Origin of the sequence: Streptomyces adelaidensis, assembly GCF_016598475.1 — a bacterium.
Classification (GTDB): domain Bacteria; phylum Actinomycetota; class Actinomycetes; order Streptomycetales; family Streptomycetaceae; genus Streptomyces; species Streptomyces adelaidensis.
Window position 1 is genome coordinate 68,827 of sequence record NZ_JAEMUX010000027.1, and the last position, 21,140, is coordinate 89,966.

Genomic DNA, 21,140 nt, shown 5'->3' on the forward strand with positions numbered 1-21,140 from the left:
CTATGACCGACATTCCACGCGACAACTCCGCCACCCGTGCGCGCTGGCAGACGTGTCTCAGGCTCGCCCGTGAACTCCTCCTCGTCGGGCCGGACGGCAAGGACCTCAAGCTCGACCATCTCCACACCCTCATCGACACGGGCCGCCTCGGCCCGACCCAACACCCGCGCAAGAAGGTCCTCGTCATAGGAGCCGGCATCACCGGCCTCGTCGCGGGCCGGCTGCTCAAGGACGCCGGTCACGATGTCACCATCCTTGAGGCCAACACGGGCCGGGTCGGCGGACGGATCAAGACCTTCCGCTCCACCAAGCACCACCAGCCCTTCGACGACCACGCCCAGTACGCCGAGGCCGGCGCCATGCGGCTGCCGGACTTCCACCCGCTCGTCCTCGCCCTCATCGACAAACTCGGGCTCGGCCGCCGCCAGTTCTACAACGTGGACGTGGACCCCTCCACCGGCAGCGGTCCCGACGTCCCCGTCCCCCCGGTGACGTACACGTCCTTCACCGGCCGGACATGGACCTACGGCGACGAGAGCCCCGACTTCCGTGAACCCGACAAGCGTGGCAATTCCTGGATACGCGCCAACCGCGTCCAGGTGCGGCGTGCCGACTACACCAACTCTCCCGAACGGATGAACGAGGGCTTCCACCTCACCGACGACGAGGTCCGTGCCCCCGTCGTGAAGATGGTCGACGACGCGCTGGAGAGCGTGCGCGACTACTACTCCGACGTCGTCGACGGCAAGCGCGTCAACAAGCCGGTCGACGAGTGGGTCGAGGGCTGGGCCCGGGTGATCCGCGACTTCGACGGCTACTCGATGGGCGGCTTCCTGCGCGACCACGCCGGGCTCAGCGACGAGGCGATCGAGGCCGTCGGAACCCTGGAGAACATGTCCTCACGGCTGCACCTCTCCTTCTTCCACAGCTTCCTGAGCCGGAGCGACATCAACCCCGGCGTCCGCTACTGGGAGATACCCGGAGGCAGCTGGCGCCTGCCGCACGCCCTCCATCAGGGCCTGCGCGACGAGGTGCAGCTCGGCCACCGCATGATCCGCCTCGAGTACCACGACCCCAGCCGTGACACCGACCCCGAGGGCACCGGCGCCGTCGGACCCGACGGCTGGGGCGTGGCCGTACAGACCGTCGCCGAGGACGACCCGCAGTCCCCGCCGCGTCTGTGGACCGCAGACCTGGCGATCGTCACCATCCCGTTCTCCGCCCTGCGCTTCGTGGAGATCGTCCCATCGATGTCGTACAAGAAGCGCCGCGCCATCATCGAGACCCACTACGACCAGGCCACCAAGGTGCTGCTGGAGTTCAGCCACCGGTGGTGGGAGTTCACCGAGGACGACTGGCGCGACGAGCTGGAGAGCATCGCACCGGGCCTTCACGAGTTCTACCGGCTGAGCGCCCAGGTGGATTCCGAACCCGCCCTCACGCTCGCCGAATCGGACACCGGTCCCATCCTCACGCTCTCCGGCCCGGAGACCGGGCTGCTCGGTGCCGCGGTCAAGGACGGCAGTGTCACGGAGGAGATGCGGCAGATCGACAGCGCCCTGCCGCTGCGCGGCCCCGCGGTCCGCCCCGCCACCCACTGTTTCGGAGGGGGCTCCGCCACCGACAACCCCAACCGCTTCATGTACTACCCCTCGCACCGCGTCGAGGGCAGCACCGGCGGCGTGGTGCTCGCCTCGTACTCCTGGTCCGACGACGCCGCACGCTGGGACTCCATGCGGAACGCGGAACGCTACGTCTACGCCCTGCGCAACCTCCAGGCCCTGCACGGCCGCCGCATCGAGGTGTTCTTCACCGGACGGGGCGCCACCCAGAGCTGGGCCCGCGACCCGTACGCCTTCGGCGAGGCCGCCATCTACACCGCACACCAGATGACCAGCTTCCACCTGGACGTCTCCCGGCCCGAAGGCCCCGTGCACTTCGCCGGAGAGCACACCTCCCTCAAGCACGCCTGGATCGAGGGGGCCCTGGAGAGCGCCGTCCGCGCCGCCGTCGCCGTACACCAGGCCCCGCCGGTCACCAACCCGGCCTCGAACGGGGAGGACCGCTCATGACAGCGATCACCCCCGAGTGCACGGTCGCCCGCTACCTCGCCCTGCGCCTGGCCGAGCTGGGCATCACCCACCTGTTCGGCGTCCCCGGCAACCACCTCGGCCCGTTTCTGACCACCCTGCGGGCCGAGGGCGACATCGAGTGGGTCGGCACCCCCACCGAGGGCGGCGCGGGTCAGGCCGCCGACGCCTACGCCCGTATCCACGGCATCGGCGCGGCCGCGGTCACGTACAGCGTGGGCGCGTTCAACCTGCTGGGCGCCTGCGGTGGCGCCTACGTCGAGCAGGTCCCGCTGGTCGCCGTCAACGCCTCCCCGCCGTACGAGCAGTGGCAGAACTACCGCGCCCTCGGCATGCTCACCTCGCACATGAGCCCCCGCCCGGAGAGCAACCTGGACGTCTACCGACAGGTCACCGTGGACGCTCAGGTCATCTCCAACCCGGGTCTGGCGCCCGGCCAGATCGACGCCGCGCTCACCACGTGCCTCTCCGCGCGCAGGCCGGTCTACCTGGAGGTCATGGAGGACCTCTGGGACGAGCCCTGCCCCGAACCCGAGGGGGCGATCCTCCGCCGCGAGCGGCCGTTCAGCGCACGCAACCGGCCCATGCTGGACGATGCCGTGAACGCGACCCTCACCCTGATCGAGGAGCATCCGGGCCCGGACGGCAGGCCCCGCCCGATCGTGTGGGCCGGCGAGGAGATCGACCGGTTCCGCCTCGGCGGGCAGCTCACCGACCTGGTGGAGGCCACCGGAGTGCCGTTCTGCACCACCGTCGGCGCGAAGGCCGTCGTCGACGAGGACCTGCCCCAGTTCCACGGCGTCTACAACGGCCACGCCAGCCACCCGGACGTACACCGGATCTTCAAGGACTGGGCCACCTGCCGGATCGGGCTCGGGGCGTGGTCCACGTCGAAGAACCTCGGCGGCGAGCAGTGCGTCGGCACCGACTGGGTGATGGCCGCGAACGGCGGCATCAGCGTCGGCACCTCCTACTTCCCCGACGTCCAGCTCGAACAGCTGCTGCCCGCCCTCCAGGACGCGCTGGTGAAGAGCTACGGCTCCGGCGGCCTGGACGCCGACTACTACGCCGAGGCCCACGCCCACGCCCACCACGGACCGCTCGGCGACCGCCCCGCCGACCTGACGCACCACCGCGCCTCGCTCCGCACCGGCGGCGCGCACTCCCGCCACGCCGACCGCCAACGGCTCACCTACGACGGCGTGTTCGACCGGATCAACCACTTCCTGAACCACGAGACCCGGCAGAACTGGACGGTCGTCTCCGACGCGGCGTTCTCCCTCATCGGCTCGATGAACCTGTCCCTGCCCGCGGGCGGATTCCTGTCACAGGTCAGCTGGCTGTCCATCGGCTGGTCGGTCGGCGCGGCCACCGGCGCCGCGCTCGCCCCCGAACGCGGGCACGCCCGCCCGATGGTGTTCGTCGGCGACGGCGCCTTCCAGGAGACCTGCCAGGAAGTCTCCACCCACACCAGGCTCGGGCTCCGGTCGGTGGTGTTCGTCATGGACAACGGACACTTCTACGGCATCGAACAGATGCTGGTGCACCCGTCCTACTACGCAGAGTCGGCCCGCACCGACACCGCCACCGACCCGGACGGCGCGGCGGACTTCTACAACATCCTCCACCCCTGGCACTACGACCGCCTCGCGACGGTCTTCGCCGGCAAGGACACCCCGGCGAACGGGATCACCATCGCGCACACCTCCGAGCTGGACGACCTGCTGGCCCGCCTCACCGACCCGAACGACCCGCTCAACGCCGGACCGCTGCTGGTCCGCGTCCGTCTGCACCGGCACGACTACCCGCGAGCCATGGCGTACAAGGTGACATCGAAAGGGGCAGGAAATGGCTGATCTCAACGTACTGATCGCATTCGACGCGGCCACGATCGTCGAACAGAACCCCAACGCGTCGAGGAACCCGGACGCGCCGACCTACGTCGACCACAACCTGATCTACATGACGACGCGCCACGACCACACCATCGGCACGTCGGGGGCCGAGTTGAACCTCCGGGCCGAACCCGGCGACTCCGTCAGGTGGCGGGAGACGACGCTGTCGCTCAGCAGCGACTACAAGGCACTGCTGTACAGGTACGTGAGCAGCGACCAGGAACACCTCCTCATCAGGACGCCGGAGATCGAGGTGATCGACGGCATCTATCCGATCCCGAAGGAAGGGGCCGAGGGGAGGCCGGAATTCGTGACGCAGAACTATCAGGATCATTACTGGCGGGCGACCGTCAAAAAGCCGGGCAAGGTCGTGTACCACTTCTACTTCCAGATCCTGGACCGCCATCGGCAATTGAAGGGGTACTTCCAATGGGACCCCTTCATCACGATCGAAAATCCCTGATGTTCCTCAGTCGGGGCGGCGGGAGTTGAGCCGGGCGGCCTGACGTGTCAGGTGGCCGCGTTCGGCGAGGTTGGGCGCCTTCTGGGCCGCCTCGGCGTACAGCCGTGCCGCCGTCGTCAGGTCGCCGTCTCGCTCGTGGAGGTAGGCCGCCACCGCCGTGTGCCGGGGCAGTGAGGTGTCCAGTGCCGCGAGGGCGGCCAGGCCGGCGCGTGGTCCATCGGCCTCGCCGACGGCCACCGCGCGGTTGAGCCGGACGACCGGGCTGTCGGTCAGGCGGGTGAGCTCGTCGTACCACTCGACGATCTGCACCCAGTCGGTCTCCTCGGCGGTGGGCGCGTCGGCGTGGAGTGCCGCGATGGCGGCCTGGGCCTGGAACTCTCCCAGCCGGTCACGGGCGAGGGCCGCCTGGAGGATCCCTACGCCCTCGGCGATCGCCACGGTGTCCCACCGGCGCCGATCCTGCTCGGCGAGCGGCACCAGACTGCCGTCGGGCGCGGTCCGGGCGGCGCGCCGGGCGTGGTGGAGCAGCATGAGGGCGAGCAGCCCCGCCACCTCGGGGTGGTCGATCGCGGCCGTGAGCTGCCGGGTGAGCCGGATGGCCTCGGCGGCGAGGTCGATGTCGCCGGAGTAGCCCTCGTTGAAGACCAGGTAGAGGACGCGCAGCACGGTGGCGACGTCGCCGGGCTGGTCGAACCGCACGCCGGAAACGGTGCGCTTGGCCCGGCTGATGCGCTGCGCCATGGTCGCCTCGGGCACCAGGTAGGCCTGGGCGATCTGGCGGGTGGTGAGCCCACCCACGGCGCGCAGTGTGAGCGCGACCGCGGACGACGGCGTCAGCGACGGGTGGGCGCACAGGAAGTAGAGCTGGAGCGTGTCGTCCACCGCGGGCGCGTGGCCGGGCGCCGGCTCCTCGTCGACGCTCTCCTCACGTCGGCGGCGGGCGGTGTCCGAGCGGGTCGCGTCGAGGAACTTGCGCCAGGCCACGGTGACCAGCCAGCCCTTCGCATCCCGCGGCGGGTCGGCCGGCCAGACGCGGACTGCCTCGACCAGCGCGTCCTGCACGGCGTCCTCGGCCGCCGCGAAGTCGGCTCCGCGGCGGACGAGGATCCCGAGCACGCTCGGTGTGAGGCGCCGGAGCAGGGCCTCGTTCACCTGAGTGGTCATGTGAGAGGTCACTCCGTGATGGTGGGCGACACGCCGTAGAACGGGCGCAGCTCGAGCCACTCGTGGATCGGCTTCCCGCCCGCCCCGGGAGCGGCCGACAGCTCCCCGGCCAGCTCGACGGCGCGCTCGTAGCTGTCGACGTCGATCACCATCCAGCCGGCGATGAGATCCTTGGTCTCGGCGAACGGGCCGTCGGTGACCGGTGGGCGCCCCTCACCGTCGTACCGGACGAACGTCCCCTCCGGGGCCAGCGCCTGACCGTCGACGAACTCGCCGGTGGTTTCGAGCCGGGCCGCGAAGTCCTGCATGTACTGCATATGCGCCGAGATCTCCTCCGGCGTCCACTGGTCCATCGGCACGTCGTTGACCGCGGCCGGAGCGCCGCGGTAGTGCTTGAGCAGCAAGTACTTCGCCATGATGTTTCTCCTCGGTACTGGTGCGAGCCATTGTGGTCGCGTTCACCCCGGGGACGGAGTCGGCCACGGGTTCTCGACATCGTCGTCCCAATATTTTTGGCAGACCTTCCAAGAGCAGCAGATGGACGCTGCGTGCTCCGGCGGGCGGGTGCGGGAGCGGCTGCCCGGGCGGTCGAGGTGCCGTCCGCGAGCCGGGCCCATCCGCTCCTTCGTCTCCTGGCTCTGTGCGTTCGTTCTCTTTCGATGCCAGCGGCTTCAAGGAGACGACGGCCGGCCTGATCGCCCCGTGACGCGGTGCCGGTCCGGTACCTACGCCGATGCGTGGGCGAGGCGAGGGATGAGGAGTTCGGCGTTGCCGCGGTTGACGGCGTGCAGGCGGCCGGGCTCCCAGTGCGGGTACTCGTCCAGTGCGGTGTCGAAGCCGGAGCCCCAGTCCTCGGGGGTTCCGCCGGGGCCGTCGGAGGTCGCGCCGGTGGGGAGGCGGGCGGCGAGGGCGAACCGGTGGGCGGCGTGCGGCAGGAAGCCGCCCGCGTGGGGGAGGGCCAGCCTCATCCGGGGGTACCGGCGTGGAACGCCCCGCACGGCCATGTGCAGGGCGGCACGGGTCGTGTCGTAGGGGAAGTCGGCCGGCGGAGGCGGCAGCTCCGGGACGGGGGCGCCCGGGGGTGCGGTCGGATGGATGAGGACAACGGCGGACCGGGCGTCGAGTTCGGCCCACAGTGGCTCGAACGCCGGGTCGCCGAGATGGCGGCCGTGGGCATTGGACAGGACCATGACGCCGTCCGCGTGCAGCACGTCCAGGGCGTGGGCTGCCTCGGCGAGCGCGCCGTCCACGTCGGGCAGCGGCACGATCGTCACGCTGGGTAACGACCGCGCGGTCGAGATCTCAGCCGTGCCCAGTGGTCCCGCTACTTTCCCAGCCTCGACTACCGCCCGCCCTGCGCCGACCGCACGTGAACCGGGCGCGCGAGGAGGCCGGATCTCCCCGAAATGCCCGAATAGGGTGTATTTACGCCGCCATGTTCCAGTGTGGCACGGCACCAAGGAGGCTCGGACGGGCATGGCAGATCCCGGACGTACGAATCCCGGACGTACGGCCCACCCACGCAGAGATGGCGTATGTGCAGACCACGCACGCACAGCCCGCGTACATACGGGCACCCGGCGCATCGACGTCCACCAGCACGTGATCCCACCCGCCCGCGCCATCGCCGACCGCGCCGCAGCAGTCGGATGGCCCGCGCCCGCGTGGGACGAGCCGAGCGCGATCGCCATGATGGACCGGTGGTCGATCGCCACCGCGGTGCTGTCGTATGCCGCGCCGCTCGCCGGCCCGGACGACTTCGGCGGTGGGCGCGAGGCGGCCCGGGGCGTCAACGAGTACACGGCCGAGCTGGTCAAGAACCGCCCGGACCGCTTCGGTCACTTCGCCGCCCTCCCGCTGGCGGCCGTCCGGCCGTCCGGGCTCACCGCCAGCGAAGAAGGGCTGTCGGGTGATCCTCTGCTGGGTGTCGCTCAGGCCGGAGTGGAAGGCTTCGGCGGTCTGGGCGAGGGCGCCCTCGAAACCGCCTGCCGCCTGGAACGCGGCGAGGGTGAGTGTGTTGCCCCGTCGGCGTTGCCAGTCTCCAGGAGTGCGTGCGAGAGCAGGGGCAGCGCCCCGGACCGGCCGTGGGCGTCGGCCGTGAGGGTCGCGAGGAGGGAGCCCTCCACGGTCAGTCCGGCGCGGGTGGCGGGCCGGACGATCGCCGCCCTGAGTTCGTCCGTGGTCATCGGGCCGACGGGGACGTGGGCGACGGCCAGGGCGTCGACGAGGGTGGGAGCCGGGTGCAGTGCGTGGAGAAATCGGACCGCACGGCGGGGACGACGCGGCAGCGGCTCTCGGAGGTCTGTGCGGCGTGCGGGAGTGCGGCGACGAAGGCGTCGCGTTCCTCCGCGTCACGGCAGAGAGTGAACACTTTCTCGAACTGGTCCATGACGATGATGAGTTCGGCGGCCGGATTCGGCGAACGGGCCAGGATCTGCCGGGCCGCGAGGTGTGAAGCGCGCGGCTCTGAGGCGAGTTCGGCCCGCAGGGACCCCGGAGTGATATGAGCGCGGGCCGCCGGCTGGATCGCGCATTCCTCCAATGGATGCGGGCCGGGAGTGAGTACCAGGGCGGGTGTTCCGGAGAATTAGGGGAGCACGCCGGCGCGCACTTCTGTCGACCCGGTCGACGACGCCATCCGCCTCGCCGGCCTCGGCACCCAACGGCACCGCCTCAAGGCGACGGCCAGGTGCCGAGGGGGACGAGGGCTATGGATCGGCCCGTCGACGCGACTCAGGGTCAGCCCACGGCCAGCCCCGAGCCTGTCAGCCGTACGCGGATGCCGTCCTTCTCCACGCGGACGTCCCGTAGTCGCACCTCCCCGTGCTTCGGCTCCGGCAGCTCGAAGGCCAGGGACAGCCGGTCGGCGAGGACCGGGCCGGTGAGGCGGGACAGGGCGTCGAGGAGGTCGGGGTCGAGGCCCAGGTCGCGGAGCACCTCGGGGTTGTCCAGGGCCAGGTCGATGAGGTTGAGGCTCTGGGCCTGACGGGCGAAGCGCGGGGAGCCGGTCAGCTCGGCGAGCCTGCCGTCGTCGCTGAGAGCCTCGCGTACGGCCGTCTCGGACATCCCCAGCCGCCGCACGATCGCCGGGACCGACAGCAGCGCCTTCGCCTTACGGGTCTGCCGGGCGAGGTCGGCGGACGCCCGGGGCGTCAGGTGCAGGCCGTCCGAGGCCCGCGTGCCGGGGCGGTAGGTGGCCAGGTCTCCGATGTCCAGGCGCATGCCGCCGATCTCCGTGGCGATGCCCCGCGGGCCCTGCCGCTGGATCGTGGCCCGGGCGCGCAGCCGCAGGTCGTGCCCGGCGACCGGCAGGGTGCCACGGGCCCGGACCCGGCCACGGTCGTCACCGCTGAACTTGACCTGGGACGCGCCGAGTTCGCGGTTGAGGTCGGCGAAGGACAGCAGGACGTCGCCGTCGAGCCGGGGGACGTGGGCGCCGCGCACGGCGGTGAGGCCGTCGGCGTCCAGCCGTATGTCATGGGCCGTGGCCGACACCTTCGCCAGCGACACCCGGTCGGCGGCCACGTCCGGCACGGTCACCCGCACCGAGTCCAGCCGCTTGTCGGCGAGTTGGGTGAGGAAGGGGAAGCCGCCGATCTCCACCTCGGGCGCCGCGGCCAGGTCCAGCCGGTCCTCGAGAGTGTCCGCGGCCTTGTGCTCGGCGTACAGCAGGGCCCAGCGGTCGGCAAGGGTGACGAACGCGGCGAGGACGACGAGGCCCACCACCGCCTTCACCGCCAGCGGCAGCCCGGCGAAACGGCCACGCCGACGCCGGCCGCCGCAGCGGTGGACGGGCGGGGACCACTCCGGTTCCTGCTCCTGCTCCCGCTCCCGATCGGTCCATTCGTCGGCGGTGCCCTCGCTCTCGCCCTCGCCGAAGAACTCTTCGAGAGGGCTGTCGTCGAGGGCGCCGAGTTCGTCGTAGGGGTTGGGGGGCGCTTCGGAGCGGTCGGGGGGACGGTGACGCGGGTCCATGCGATGGGGGGTGCGCATCGACTCATCCGAACATGCGCACCACCCCCGTCCGCAACCTGAACCCCGGCTGTGCGACGTAGTTCACGATCGTGATCCGGTCCGCCCCGACGGCGCGCCGGGGTCAGGTGGCCGAGGCCGCGAGTTCCCTGGCGGTGTCCCGGATGGTCGGATGGCGGTACAGCTCCCGCAGCCGTAGCGACGGCAGGCCGTGGGCGCGCAGGGCGGCGCCTATGCGGACGGCGAAGAGGGAGTTGCCGCCCAGCTCGAAGAAGTCGTCGTCGAGGCCGACCGGTACGCCCAGCACCTCGCTCCAGATCTCCCGCAGCCGTTCGGTGAGGTCGGTGTCGGCGTCGGCGTGGGTGTCGGCCGTGAGGGGCGCGGCGTCGTGGGCCGATGAGCGGGGCGCCGTGGGCGGGGGGAGGCGGGACGGGTCGAGCTTGCCGTTGGGCGTCAGCGGGAGCGCGTCCAGGGCGGTGACCGTGGTGGGGAGCATGTAGTCGGGCAGGACGCCCGCGGCCCGCTTGCGGACCGTGTCCGGGGCGCCGCCGGAGAGAACCACATAGGCGTTGATCCGGGCGGTGGCGGCGTCGGCCGGATCGTCCCGGTGGATCACCACGGCGGCCGTCCGCACGTCCGGGTCCTCCAGCAGGACCGCGCGGATCTCGTCCAGCTCGATCCGGAAGCCACGGATCTTCACCTGGCTGTCGATCCGCCCGAGGTGTTCGAGCCTGCCGTCGGGGCGGAGGCGCCCGAGGTCGCCGCTGCGGTACATGGTGCCGCCGGTGAACGGGTCCGGAACGAAGCGCCGGGCGGTCAGTTCCTCCTGGCCGAGATAGCCGAGCGCCACGCCGGCGCCGCCGACGCAGACCTCGCCCGCCACGCCGGGCGGCAGCAGGCGCCCGGCCGGGTCCGTCACGTACAGGTGCCAGCCGGGCAGCGGATGCCCGACGGAGCGGGTGGCGGCGAGCGCCAGGCCCCGGGTGAGGGTCTGCTCAGTGACGTGGACCGTCGTCTCCGTGATGCCGAACATGTTCACCATCCGGCACACCGACTCGGGGTGCCGGTCGAACCAGGGCAGCAGCATGCGCGCGTCGAGCGGTTCCCCGCCGAACACGACCAACCGGACCCCGACCTCGGAGTGGTCCACGTCCAGCAACTGTGCGAAGGCCGACGGCGTCTGGCTCAGCACCGTGATCTTCTCGGACACCAGCAGGTCGCGGAAGCGGTCGGGTTCCCGGGAGACGAAGTACGGCACCACGACCAGCCGGCCGCCGGTCAGCAGGCAGCCCCAGATCTCCCACACCGAGAAGTCGAAAGCGCTGGAGTGGAACCAGGTCCACACGTCGTCCGGCCCGAACCCGTACGCGTCGCGGGTCGCGTCCACCAGGGCGATCACGTTCCGGTGCGGCACCTCGACGCCCTTGGGGCGGCCGGTGGAACCGGACGTGTAGATGACGTAGGCGGCGGTGTCCGGCCCCACGGCGGTCGGCCCCACGGCGGTCGGCGCGACGGCGGTCGGCGCGACGGCGGTCGGCGCGACGGCGGTCGGCAGGACCGGGGCGTCGCCGGGCCGCGACGCCGTGTCGAGTACGCCGGGCACTTCGTCGACGCCGAGCCTTTCGTCTACGTGGAGCACCTCGTCCGGTGTCACCGGCACACAGCCCGCCACCTCCGGGAACTCCGGGAGGCGGGTGATCATCACGCTCAGGCCCGCGTCCCGTGCCGTGTGGGCGATCCGGTCCGCCGGGTAGGCGGGGTCGACGGGCACGTAGGTCGCGCCGGCCTTCAGCACGGCGAGCAGGGTGACGACGAGTTCGGCGGTGCGTTCCAGGCATACGCCCACGCGGTCACCGTCGCCGACCCCGCGTGCCCGCAGGCCGGTTGCCAACTGGGCGGCCCGCTCGTCGAGTTCGCGGTAGGTGAGGCCCGCGCGGCCGTCGGTCACGGCGATGCGGTCCGGCGTCGCCGCGACGATCCGCGTGAACGCCTCGGGCATGCTCACCGGGGTGGTGACCAGGGGACGGGGCGGGCGACCGAGCGCCGCGACACGCTCGAGTTCGGTCTCGTCCATCAGATCGACGTCGTCGACCAAGGTCCCGGGCGAGTCCAGGAGCTGCTGGTGGACCCGCACCAGGTGCCGGGTGAACTGCGCGGCGATCTCCGTGGAGACGTGACCGCTGACGTGGTCGCAGCGCAGCCGCCAGCCGTCGGTGTCCCTGAAGACGGCCACGGTGAGCGGGAACGGCGGTGCCAGGCAGGGCACGTACGCCCCGGGAACCTCGGCCTCGTCGAAGAGCAGGCCGACGAGCGCGGGGCCGTCCGCGGCGGCGTGCTTCAGTTCACCGAGCGTGCGGGCCTCAGGCACGGTGAACGAGCCGTGGTCCGTGCCGATGACCGGCGAGGTCTCGGGGTCGTAGCGGCGCAGGGTGACGGCGAGGGCCGCGAGCCAGCCAGCCTCGTCGCCCCCTTCGTCCAGGGAGAACAGGTGCGGGACGGTCGGTCCGTCGTCGCCCAGCCCCCACGCGGGGGCGGGAGCGAACGCGGCTGTGCCGGCGGCGGGATGGCCGGTGCCCGGTCCGGGGGACTCGCCGGCCGCCAGCCGCGCGAGGGCCGTACGGTCCCATTGGTCGCGCGGGGCGACGAGGATCAGGTCGCACGGGCCGTCGGCGTAGCGCAGCAGGACGCTGCGCAGCCCGTCGGCGGGGCGGGCGAGTTCGGCGGCGCGGCGCCGCTCGGCCGGCGGGTCCGCCGCCGGCGCGGGCACGTCCTCCGTCCACAGTCCCGACAGGGCCGACAGACCCGACAGGACCGACAGAGCCGCCGAGTTCGGGGAACGGTCCCAGCGGACGCGCACCGCGTGGCAGCGCGCCGCGGGGAGGAGAGGGCCTGACACGGGGGGACTCCTTGTCGTTCGGATCAGCAGGGGGCGGGTACGGCGGATGCGCCGCTCAGCGGATGCTGAATCCGCCGTCCACGGTCAGGACCGAGCCGGTGATCTGCCGGGACTCGTCCGAGGCGAGGAAGACGACTGCGGCGGCGACGTCCTCGGGCTCGATGAGCGCGTTCATCGGCTGTGCCTCGACGAAGGTCTTCTCGTGCTCGTGCACCGGTACGTCGAGCGCCCTCGCGATCTCGGCGAGCATCCGGCCCTCGGCCTGCGCGTCGTCGCGCACAGACCCGGGACAGACCGCGTTCACGCGTACTTTCGTCGGCGCGTAGTCGAGCGCCGCCGCCTTGGTCAGCCCGACGACGGCGTGCTTGGCGGCGACGTATCCGGCGAAGTGGCGGTAGCCGACGAGCCCGGCGGTGGAGGCGACGTTGACGATGCTGCCGGTGCGCCGGGCGCTCATCGCCTTGCCGACCTCGCGGATCACCCGCCAGGCCCCGGAGAGGTCGACGTCGATCATCAGGGACCACTCCTCCTCGCCGATCTCGTGCACCGGCTTGCCCGAGGGCGCGGCGATGCCGGGGTTGTTGACGGCGACGTCGATCCGCCCGAACCGGTCCTCGGCCCGGGGCACCGCCTCCCGTACGGCCCGGAGGTCGCGGATGTCGGCCACCGTGGTGAGGACGGCCGCGCCGGCCTCCCGGCACAGTGCGGCGGTGTGCTCCAACTGCCCGGGCGAGCCCAGCGGATAGGGAACGCCCGGCAGGTCGGCGCAGATGTCCAGCAGGGTCAGATCGGCGCCCTCGGCGGCACAGGCGAGCGCGGTGGCCCTGCCGAGCCCGCGGGCGGCACCGGTGACGAGGACCGACTTGCCGTGCAGACGCATCGGGAACTCCTTGAAGGATGAGGATGGACGACGACGGGAATGTGACGACACGGCCTAGAGCACCGTCGAGACGATCAGCCGGACCAGCGCCGGCGCGGCGTCGGTGAGGTACATGTGGCCGCCGGGGACCTCGACGTGCTCGAAGTCGCGGCCGGCCACCTTGCTCCAGGACTCCGCGTCGTCGTAGCCGACCAGCTCGTCGTCCTCGCCCCGGACGACCGTGAGGGGCGCGTCCAGCGGGAGGTCGGTGCCGGGCACGTAGGACTCGTGCATCTCGACGTCCGCGCGCAGGGCGGGGAGGATCATCTCGCGCATCTCCGGGTCGTCCAGCGCGGGATGGTGGTAGCCGGCGAAGTCGCCGACACGGGCGAGGAATTCCTCGTCGGACAGGCCGGTGGCCCGCCGCTCGCGACCCCGGGCGGGTTCCGGCGATCCGCTGACGAACAGGTGGGCGAGCTCGACGCCGGGTTCGGCGACCAGCCGGTGGGCGAGTTCGTAGGCGAGTACGGCACCGAGGCTGTGCCCGAAGAGGGCGACCTTGTGCTCGCCCCGGCCCTCGCCCTCGCCCAGTCGGTCCCGCAGCTCGGCCATCAGCCCGTCGACGGCCTCGTGCGCGTCCCGGTACGGCTCCTCGTCGATCAGCCGCTCGCGACCCGGCAGTTGCAGCGCCACGATCTCCAGCGCGTCCCCGGCGAGGGCGGTCCAGGGACGGTAGAAGGAGGCACCCGCCCCGGCGTAGGGGAGGCAGATGAGCTTGGTGGTGTCAGGCGTGGTCATGGGTGGGGGCGTCTCCTTGCGAGTCCTGTGAGTCGAGCGAGCCCGGTGGGCGGGGGCTGTCCGAGGCGGTACCCGGCGTCGCGAGCACCCCGGCGAGTTCCGCCGCCTCGACGGCTGTGCGCAGCGCGCCGGCGGCGCGGTCCGGGCCGGGCAGCCCGGGGCCGACCGGCATGACGTTGAGCGTGGTGGCGCCGGCCTCGGCGAACGCCGTCATCCGCTCGGCGATGCGCTCCCGCGGCCCTAGCAGCGAGGTGGCGTCGAGGAAGTCGAGCGGTACGGCGGCCATGGCGCCCGGGTAGTCCCCGTTCAGGAACCTCTCCTGGACGGTACGGGCTTGGGGGCCGAAGCCCATGCGCTCGGCCAACCGCGTGTAGTGGTTGTCCTCCCGGCCGCCCATGCCGCCGAGATACAGCGCGGCGTATCCCCGTACCCGTCGGGCACAGGCCTGCCAGTCGGGGCCGGTCACCAGGGGCACACAGGGGGCGATGTCGAACCCGTCGAGGGTGCGCCCGGACTTCGCGAGGCCGGCCCGCAGGGGCTCCAACTGCTTGGCGGCGTGGGCGGGGGAGAAGAACACCGGCAGCCATCCGTCGGCGATCTCCCCGGCCAGCTCCAGATTCCTCGGGCCGAGGGCGGCGAGGTAGAGCGGGATCCGCTCGCGCGGTGGCCTGATGGTCAGGGTGAGAGCCTTGCCGGGGCCGTCCGGCAGCGGGAGCGTGAAGTGGCTGCCTTCGTACTCCAGGGGTTCCCGGCGCAGCGCCCGGCGCACCAGGCCGACGTATTCGCGGGTGCGGCCGAGCGGCGAGGCGAATCGGACACCGTGCCAGCCCTCCGAGACCTGGGGGCCGGACACGCCGAGTCCGAGCCTGAACCGTCCGCCCGACAGGGTGTCGAGGGTGGCGGCGGTCATCGCCGTCATCGCGGGCGAACGGGCGGGTATCTGCAGGACCGCGCTGCCGACATCGATACGGGAGGTGCGGGCGGCGATCCAGGACAGCACGGTCACGGCGTCGGATCCGTAGGCCTCCGAGACCCACACCGCCGAGTAGCCGAGACCCTCGGCGAGGGAGGCGAGCGAGAGGTTGGAGGCGTCGTTGCGGCCGGTCCAGTAGCCGAGGTTGAGACCGAGGCGCAGGGTGGGGGCGGTCATGGGGACTCCTGTGCGGGCGCGAGGGCGCGAGGGCGCGAGGGCGCGAGGGCCGGGGTCCGGCGTGCCGACCGGGCCGACCGGTCCTGTCGGGACCGGGCCTGGTGGCGTGGACGAGGTCAGCGGCTCGTGCGGGTGCGGTAACGCCATGTCGAGAGGGTGGTGAAGACGGCGATGACCAGGACCGCGCAGCCGACGGTGTACAGCCCGGGATGCTGGGCCGGCCAGGCGTGCTGGACGGGGAAGCCCGGCGGGGGCGTGTTGCCGAAGAGGCGGCGCAGGGCGTTCGCGAGCGACGTGATGGGGTTCCAGGCGGCCACGGCGGACAGCGGACCGGGGAGGGTCGCTCCGGAGACGAACCCGGAGGAGATGAACGTCGCCGGGAACAGCCAGATCACCCCGAGGCTCCCGGCCACCTGGGCGTTCGGCGTGATCAGGGCGACGAAGACGCCGATCCATGACATCGCGAAGGAGAACAGCAGCACCAGCAGGACCCCGGCGGCCACCTCGCCGGGACCGGTGTGCGGGCGCCAGCCCATCAACAGACCGCAGGTGATGGTGACGGCGACGCTCGCCACGCAGGTGGTGAGGTCGGAGGTCGTCCGGCCGAGCAGCAGGGCCACGCGGGAGATCGGCAGGGTGCGGAAGCGGTCGACCATGCCCTGGTCCAGGTCCCTGGAGAGCCCGACCGTGGTGAAGGTGGTGGTGAAGGCGACCGTCTGGGCGATCAGTCCGGAGAACATGTACGAGCGATAGGCCGTGCCGCCCAGGCTGTTGCCGAAGAGGTACCCGATGAGCATGGCGTACACGACCGGCTCGACCAGGCACGAGATGAGCAGTCCCGGAGTGCGCCGCAGGTGCAGCAGGTTGCGCAGCGCGAGGTCGGCGCTCTCCGCGACGACACGGATCACGGGGTTGCGCCGGGCCGCGGTCGGCAGGAGGGAACTGTCGGCGGCCGGCTCGGGGGGACGCTCGGTCCCGAGCGGGGCCGGATCGTTGCCGCGGACCTGTACGGGGGCGTTCATCACGCGGCCTCCCGCCGGGCGGCGCGGCCGGTCAGGCCGAGGAACACGTCGTCGAGGGTGGCGCGGCTGAGGCCGATCTCCAGCACCTCGATCCCCTCGCCCTCCAGTGCGCCGAGAGCACGTCCCAGAGCGGCCCGGCCGTCGGCGGCGGCCGCTTCGACCCGCCGGGCCCGGCGGTCTACGGCCGGGGTCGCGCCGGTGGCCCGCGCGGCGGCGCGGGCAGCGGCGTCGAGCTGGTGCTCCTCGGCGACGTGCATCACCAGCCGGTTGCCGGCGGCGGCCTTGAGTTCGTCGCTGGTGCCCTCGGCGACGACCAGGCCCCGGTCGATCACGGTGATCCGGTCGGCGAGGCGGTCCGCCTCCTCCAGGTACTGCGTTGTCAGCAGGATCGTGGTGCCACCGGCGACGAGTTCACCGACCGCGTCCCAGGTGTCCAGTCTGCTCTCCGGGTCGAGGCCGGTGGTGGGCTCGTCCAGGACGACCAGGGGCGGGGCGCCGACGAGGGCCGCGGCCAGATCCAGGCGTCGGCGCATACCACCGGAGTAGGCGCCGGCCTGGCGTCCCGCCACGGCGGTGAGCCGGAACCGGGACAGCAGGTCGTCGGCGACACGACGGGCCCTGCGGCGGCCCACGCCGCGTAGTTTCGCGAGGAGGTACAGGTTCTCGAAGCCGGTCAACACGCCGTCGACGGTCGAATACTGGCCGGCCATTCCGATCGCGGATCGTACCTTTTCCGGCTCTTCCGTCACGCTCCTGCCGTTGACGAAAACCCGCCCGGAGTCCGGCTCGAGAAGTGTCGTAAGAATCTTGACCAGGGTGGTCTTCCCGGCTCCGTTCGGTCCCAGGAGTCCCATGACTTCACCTGGGTGAACCTCCAGTTCAATACCACGTAATGCGTGGTTCTCCCGGTATTTCTTGTGTAGGCCCTGGACGAGGATGGCCGGTGTGGCTGGCGTATGCACAGAACTGTTCTACGCCCGCCTACGACCTGGGTCGACCATGGAAGTGTCAAGATTCATTGGACGTTCGATGGCATTGTTTTAGGTTGGCTTGAACCTTTCAGGGTCCGATCGGGAACCTTGATCATCTACGGTTTCTGTCGTGCGAGAATTACTCACGAAGCTGAGGGGGCGGGCGGCATGCGATCCGCAGCAGCCCGCCGTGACATTTGTTTCCGCCTTCGATGAAATAAGCTGTACCGTGCGCAACAATGCAGAGCTCGATCTGCATTCTCGGCGCATTGCCTCGTGGCTCCGGGAGTATTTCTCTCCAGGGGACCGGGCGCTACTCCTCTATTCCCCCGGGATCGAATTCCCCACCGCCTTCTCCGCCTGCGTCTACGCCGGTCTCATAGCTGTCCCCGCCCCGCTGCCGGGCCGCTACCGGCACGAGCGCCGCAGGCTCGCCGCCATCGCCCGCGACGCTGGGGTGCGCGTCATCCTGACGCAGCGCGGCGATCTGCCGGACGTCGAGAAGTGGGTGGCCGAGGAGGGCATCGTCGGCGCGGTCTGCCATCCGACCGACGCCGGTGACGGCGACCCGGACGCCTGGACCGCTCCCGAGGTGTCGCCTGAAACCCTGGCACTGCTCCAGTACACCTCGGGATCGACCGGCGACCCCAAGGGCGTCATGGTCAGCCACGGCAACCTGACGGCCAACGTGGAGCGGATGGTCCACACCTTCGGGAACGACAGCACCACGAGGTACGGCGGCTGGATCCCGCTCTACCACGACATGGGCCTGATCGGCCTGATGCTGCCCGGCATCCTCAGCGGGAACGGATACGTGCAGATGGACCCCATGTCCTTCCTGCGCCGCCCCTACCACTGGCTGCGCATGCTGGACGCCTGTGACATCGGATTCACCGCCGCACCCGACTTCGGCTACGAGATGTGCGTCCGGCGGGTCATCGACGAGCAGCTCGCCACGCTCGACCTGTCCCGGCTCAAGGCCGCCGACGGCTCGGAGCCGGTCCGCGCCGATGTCGTCGCCGCCTTCACCGAGAGGTTCGCCGCCGCCGGATTCCGGCCCGAAGGGCTCATCCCCGTGTACGGCCTGGCAGAGGCGACCCTGCTGGTCTCGGGCACCAGCGGACGGCCACCGCTGCGCACCGCGATCGATGCCCCCGCACTGGAGAAGCAGGAACTGCGGCCGGCCACCGGCACGGAACCGTCCCGGCTGCTCACGGGATGCGGGGCACCCACCGGGTCGGACGTACGCATCGTCGATCCCGACACCGGGGACGCCCTGCCCGACGGCCGGATCGGCGAGATCTGGGCCGGCGGCCCCTGCGTCGCCGCGGGCTACTGGGAGAACGAGGACGCCACGGACGCCATGTTCCGGGCCCGCACCGCCGACGGACAGGGACCGTTCCTGCGCACCGGCGACCTGCTCGACGGCGACCTTTACATCACCGGACGCCGCAAGGACGTCCTCGTCCTGCACGGGCGCAACCTGCACCCCTCGGACATCGAGTACGAACTGCGCGCACAGCACGAAGAGTTGGCGGGTCTGCACGGAGCCGTCCTCATGGTCGGTGACGGCGAGAGCGACGGCGTGGACGTCGCCCCGGCGATAGTCGCCATCCACGAGATCCGCGCCCACTGGGGCGCGGAGCGGCTGGGGCAGATCGCCGTCGACATGAAGCAGACCGTGGCCCGCGAGTTCGGCGTCCCCGTCGCGGCGGTCGCCCTGGTGCGGCCCGGCGGGGTCCGGCGCACCACGAGCGGCAAGGTGCAGCGCTCGGCGATGCGCGCCCTCTATCTCGCCGGAGAGCTGGACACCCTGCACCTCGGTGAGGACCCGCGGCTCACCGAGGCCCTGCACGGGCACCGGCGGGTGACCGCACCATGACGACCACGGCCGACCTGGAGACCCTGCTCGCCGCCCACGAGGACGACGCGTTCTCGCCCGACGTACTCGCCGGACTCGACGACCGGGAGGAGTTCCCCGCCGGTGCCGTCCGCGTCCTCGACGCCGCGGGGCTGCCCGCCCACTACGTCCTGGGTGCGGACGGCGACGTCAGCGAGACGGTACGGCTGCTGCGCTCGGTCGCCCGCCGCGACCTGACCGTGGCCATCGCGCATGGCAAGACCTTCCTCGGGACGGCTCCGGTGTGGGTGGCCGGCACCGTGGAACAGTCCGCCCGGCTCGCCGAGCGCGTACGCGACGGCGAGCCGGTCTGCTGGGGACTGACCGAGCGCGATCACGGCGCCGACCTGCTGGCCGGCGAGTTCACGGCGGTCACCGACGCCGACGCCGGTGTCAGCGCTGGTGTCAGTGCCGGTGTAGGCAGGGGCGTCAACGGGGATGTCGGCGGCGGCTGGCTGCTCACCGGCGAGAAGTGGCTCGTCAACAACGCCACCCGGTCCACCCTCGCCTGTGTCCTTGCCCGCACCGGCCCGGCGGGCGGCGGACGCGGCTTCAGCCTCTTCCTCGTGGACAAGCGCCAGTGGCCCAGGGAGCCTGGCGCAACCTGCCCAAGGTCCGTACGCACGGCATCCGGGGCGCCGACATCAGCGGCTTCGCCCTCGACGGCGTACGCGTTCCGGCGGACGCCCTTGTCGGTGAGGAGGGCGAGGGGGCCGCCGTCGTCCTCAAGACGCTCCAGCTCACCCGCGTCATGTGCGCCGCGCTGTCCCTCGGCGCCGCCGACCACGCCCTGCGGCTGGCCCGGGACTTCGCCACCGGACGCGAGCTGTACGGCCGTCGCCTCGCCGACGTCCCGCACGTACGGCGCATCCTCGGCCGGGCCGCCGCCGCCGCGCTGACCGCCGAGGCGGTGAGCCTGCTCTCCGCCCGTACGGTGCACACCCTGCCCGGGGAACTGAGCACGGTCTCCGCGATCACCAAGGCGTACGTTCCCACGCTGACGCAGGAGACGCTCGGCTCGCTCGGTGAACTGCTGGGTGTGCGCGGTTTCCTCACCTCACCGCCCGGCACAGGCTTCGCCAAGCTGGAGCGCGACCACCGCATCTGCGCGATCTTCGACGGCAGTACACCCGTCAACCGCGCTGCCCTTCTGAACCAAATGCCCCGCCTGGGACGCCAGTTGACTCGCCGCCGGGCGGACATGGACGGCCTGCGGGCTGCCGCCGACCTCACCGCACCCCTGCCCCCGTTCGACCGGGACCGCCTGACGCTGCAGTCCGCCACGGGGTGCAGCGCCGTACAGGCCCTGCCCGACCTGGCGGCGCGGATACGGGAACAAGGGCCCTCTGGGGTGAGCGCGCTCATCGGCCGACTGCTCACCGACCTGACCCGGCTCAGGACAGATGCAGATCACGGGCGGCCTGGACGACCGTGGAGCCGGCGTCCCGTATCCGGCGCCCGGCCGCACTGCGCAGCCTGCCGGTCAGCCGCTTGCCGGCCGGGATCTGCGGGATCTGCTCGGTGAACGACCTGCGAGGACAGGCCTGTTCGCGGCACCACCAGCGCCGTTTGTGCCACAAGAACTCCAGCCCGCGCTCGCCGTAGGGGAGATCCCGGGGACGGGTGGTCGCGGAGCCTTTCACCCGGGACGCGAAGACTCCGCAGGCCGGGCAGGCCCGGGCCGAGGCATCCGCCGTGGCCAGGTGGACCCGGCGCCTACCGTCCTCGCACCGCTCGACCCGTATGACGGACACCCCGTCGAGGCCGAGCAGCAACGTCGTATCGTTGACCAAGCCCGTGGCTCCCCAGTGATTTTTCTGCGTAGAGAACAGAAATGATCACCCAGGACCACGGGCGTCCTGCATCCAGGGCCGACAACCACCCCACCCATCACAGACCGTGACGGGCAGCCAGACGCGCACCGACCCTGCACCGCTCAACTTCGAAGACCCGCCTTAAC

At 71.5% G+C, this 21,140-nt stretch carries 15 protein-coding genes and 3 pseudogenes; 6 read left to right on the plus strand and 12 right to left on the minus strand.

The features are described 5' to 3' along the window. Positions 1-2 precede the first annotated feature (2 nt). Genes I8N67_RS18080 through I8N67_RS18090 form a run of 3 tightly spaced genes read left to right on the plus strand, consistent with a single transcriptional unit; the run spans position 3 to position 4,448 of the window. Positions 3-2,072, plus strand: a complete 2,070-nt coding sequence (locus tag I8N67_RS18080; protein WP_200304152.1) for a flavin monoamine oxidase family protein — start codon at positions 3-5, stop codon at positions 2,070-2,072. After that, positions 2,069-3,946 (plus strand): thiamine pyrophosphate-binding protein, encoded by a 1,878-nt coding sequence (locus tag I8N67_RS18085; protein WP_200304153.1) that lies wholly within the window; start codon positions 2,069-2,071, stop codon positions 3,944-3,946. The genes I8N67_RS18080 and I8N67_RS18085 overlap by 4 nt, the downstream gene beginning before the upstream one ends. Next, positions 3,939-4,448 (plus strand): inclusion body family protein, encoded by a 510-nt coding sequence (locus I8N67_RS18090; protein WP_200304154.1) that lies wholly within the window; start codon positions 3,939-3,941, stop codon positions 4,446-4,448. The genes I8N67_RS18085 and I8N67_RS18090 overlap by 8 nt, the downstream gene beginning before the upstream one ends. Before the next feature lie 6 nt (positions 4,449-4,454). Here the strand turns inward: I8N67_RS18090 and I8N67_RS18095 are convergent, their stop codons facing one another. From I8N67_RS18095 to I8N67_RS18145, 11 genes and pseudogenes are all read right to left on the minus strand, one after another. Beyond that, on the minus strand, positions 4,455-5,612 hold the full coding sequence (locus I8N67_RS18095; RefSeq protein WP_200304155.1) for an RNA polymerase sigma factor: 1,158 nt from the start codon (positions 5,610-5,612) through the stop codon (positions 4,455-4,457). Between the two features lie 8 nt (positions 5,613-5,620). After that, positions 5,621-6,028, minus strand: coding sequence for a YciI family protein (locus I8N67_RS18100; protein ID WP_200304156.1), 408 nt, complete (start codon positions 6,026-6,028; stop codon positions 5,621-5,623). 309 nt (positions 6,029-6,337) lie between these two features. After that, positions 6,338-6,886, minus strand: coding sequence for an amidohydrolase family protein (locus I8N67_RS18105; protein WP_307835269.1), 549 nt, complete (start codon positions 6,884-6,886; stop codon positions 6,338-6,340). A 151-nt stretch (positions 6,887-7,037) separates the two neighbouring features. Further along, positions 7,038-8,154: pseudogene (locus I8N67_RS44615) on the minus strand (nSTAND1 domain-containing NTPase). 197 nt (positions 8,155-8,351) lie between these two features. Then, entirely contained in the window at positions 8,352-9,605 is a 1,254-nt protein-coding gene (locus I8N67_RS18115) for an LmeA family phospholipid-binding protein (protein WP_200304159.1), read from the minus strand. 103 nt (positions 9,606-9,708) lie between these two features. Then, complete coding sequence (locus tag I8N67_RS18120; RefSeq protein ID WP_200304160.1) at positions 9,709-12,480, minus strand: non-ribosomal peptide synthetase; 2,772 nt, start codon at positions 12,478-12,480, stop codon at positions 9,709-9,711. 55 nt (positions 12,481-12,535) lie between these two features. Next, a complete protein-coding gene (locus I8N67_RS18125) occupies positions 12,536-13,360 on the minus strand; it encodes an SDR family oxidoreductase (protein WP_200304161.1) in 825 nt (274 codons plus the stop codon). A 54-nt stretch (positions 13,361-13,414) separates the two neighbouring features. Beyond that, positions 13,415-14,137 carry a thioesterase II family protein gene (locus I8N67_RS18130; RefSeq protein WP_200304162.1) on the minus strand — a complete coding sequence of 241 codons (723 nt, stop codon included), beginning with the start codon at positions 14,135-14,137 and terminating at the stop codon, positions 13,415-13,417. Then, complete coding sequence (locus I8N67_RS18135) at positions 14,124-15,287, minus strand: LLM class F420-dependent oxidoreductase (protein ID WP_200304163.1); 1,164 nt, start codon at positions 15,285-15,287, stop codon at positions 14,124-14,126. Before I8N67_RS18135 ends, I8N67_RS18130 begins: the two co-directional genes overlap by 14 nt. A 116-nt stretch (positions 15,288-15,403) precedes the next feature. Further along, the gene (locus tag I8N67_RS18140; RefSeq protein ID WP_200304164.1) at positions 15,404-16,309 is read right to left on the minus strand and encodes an ABC transporter permease; all 906 of its coding nucleotides are present in this window, start codon (positions 16,307-16,309) and stop codon (positions 15,404-15,406) included. Beyond that, positions 16,309-17,163 carry an ATP-binding cassette domain-containing protein gene (locus I8N67_RS18145; protein WP_234045870.1) on the minus strand — a complete coding sequence of 285 codons (855 nt, stop codon included), beginning with the start codon at positions 17,161-17,163 and terminating at the stop codon, positions 16,309-16,311. The genes I8N67_RS18140 and I8N67_RS18145 overlap by 1 nt, the downstream gene beginning before the upstream one ends. A gap of 247 nt (positions 17,164-17,410) precedes the next feature. Here I8N67_RS18145 and I8N67_RS18150 point away from each other — a divergent pair, with 247 nt between their 5' ends. The 3 genes and pseudogenes from I8N67_RS18150 to I8N67_RS42685 all read left to right on the plus strand — a co-directional run bounded on the left by I8N67_RS18150 (position 17,411) and on the right by I8N67_RS42685 (position 20,705). After that, positions 17,411-19,162 (plus strand): fatty acyl-AMP ligase, encoded by a 1,752-nt coding sequence (locus I8N67_RS18150; RefSeq protein ID WP_200304166.1) that lies wholly within the window; start codon positions 17,411-17,413, stop codon positions 19,160-19,162. Further along, positions 19,159-19,755 (plus strand): annotated as a pseudogene (locus tag I8N67_RS42680) (acyl-CoA dehydrogenase family protein); the annotation flags it as partial. The gene I8N67_RS18150 and the pseudogene I8N67_RS42680, both read left to right, overlap by 4 nt. Positions 19,756-19,760: 5 nt before the next feature. Next, entirely contained in the window at positions 19,761-20,705 is a 945-nt protein-coding gene (locus I8N67_RS42685) for an acyl-CoA dehydrogenase family protein (protein ID WP_307835271.1), read from the plus strand. Positions 20,706-20,730: 25 nt separating this feature from the next. Here the strand turns inward: I8N67_RS42685 and I8N67_RS44620 are convergent. Further along, positions 20,731-20,934 (minus strand): annotated as a pseudogene (locus tag I8N67_RS44620) (transposase family protein); the annotation flags it as partial. Positions 20,935-21,140: the final 206 nt, after the last annotated feature.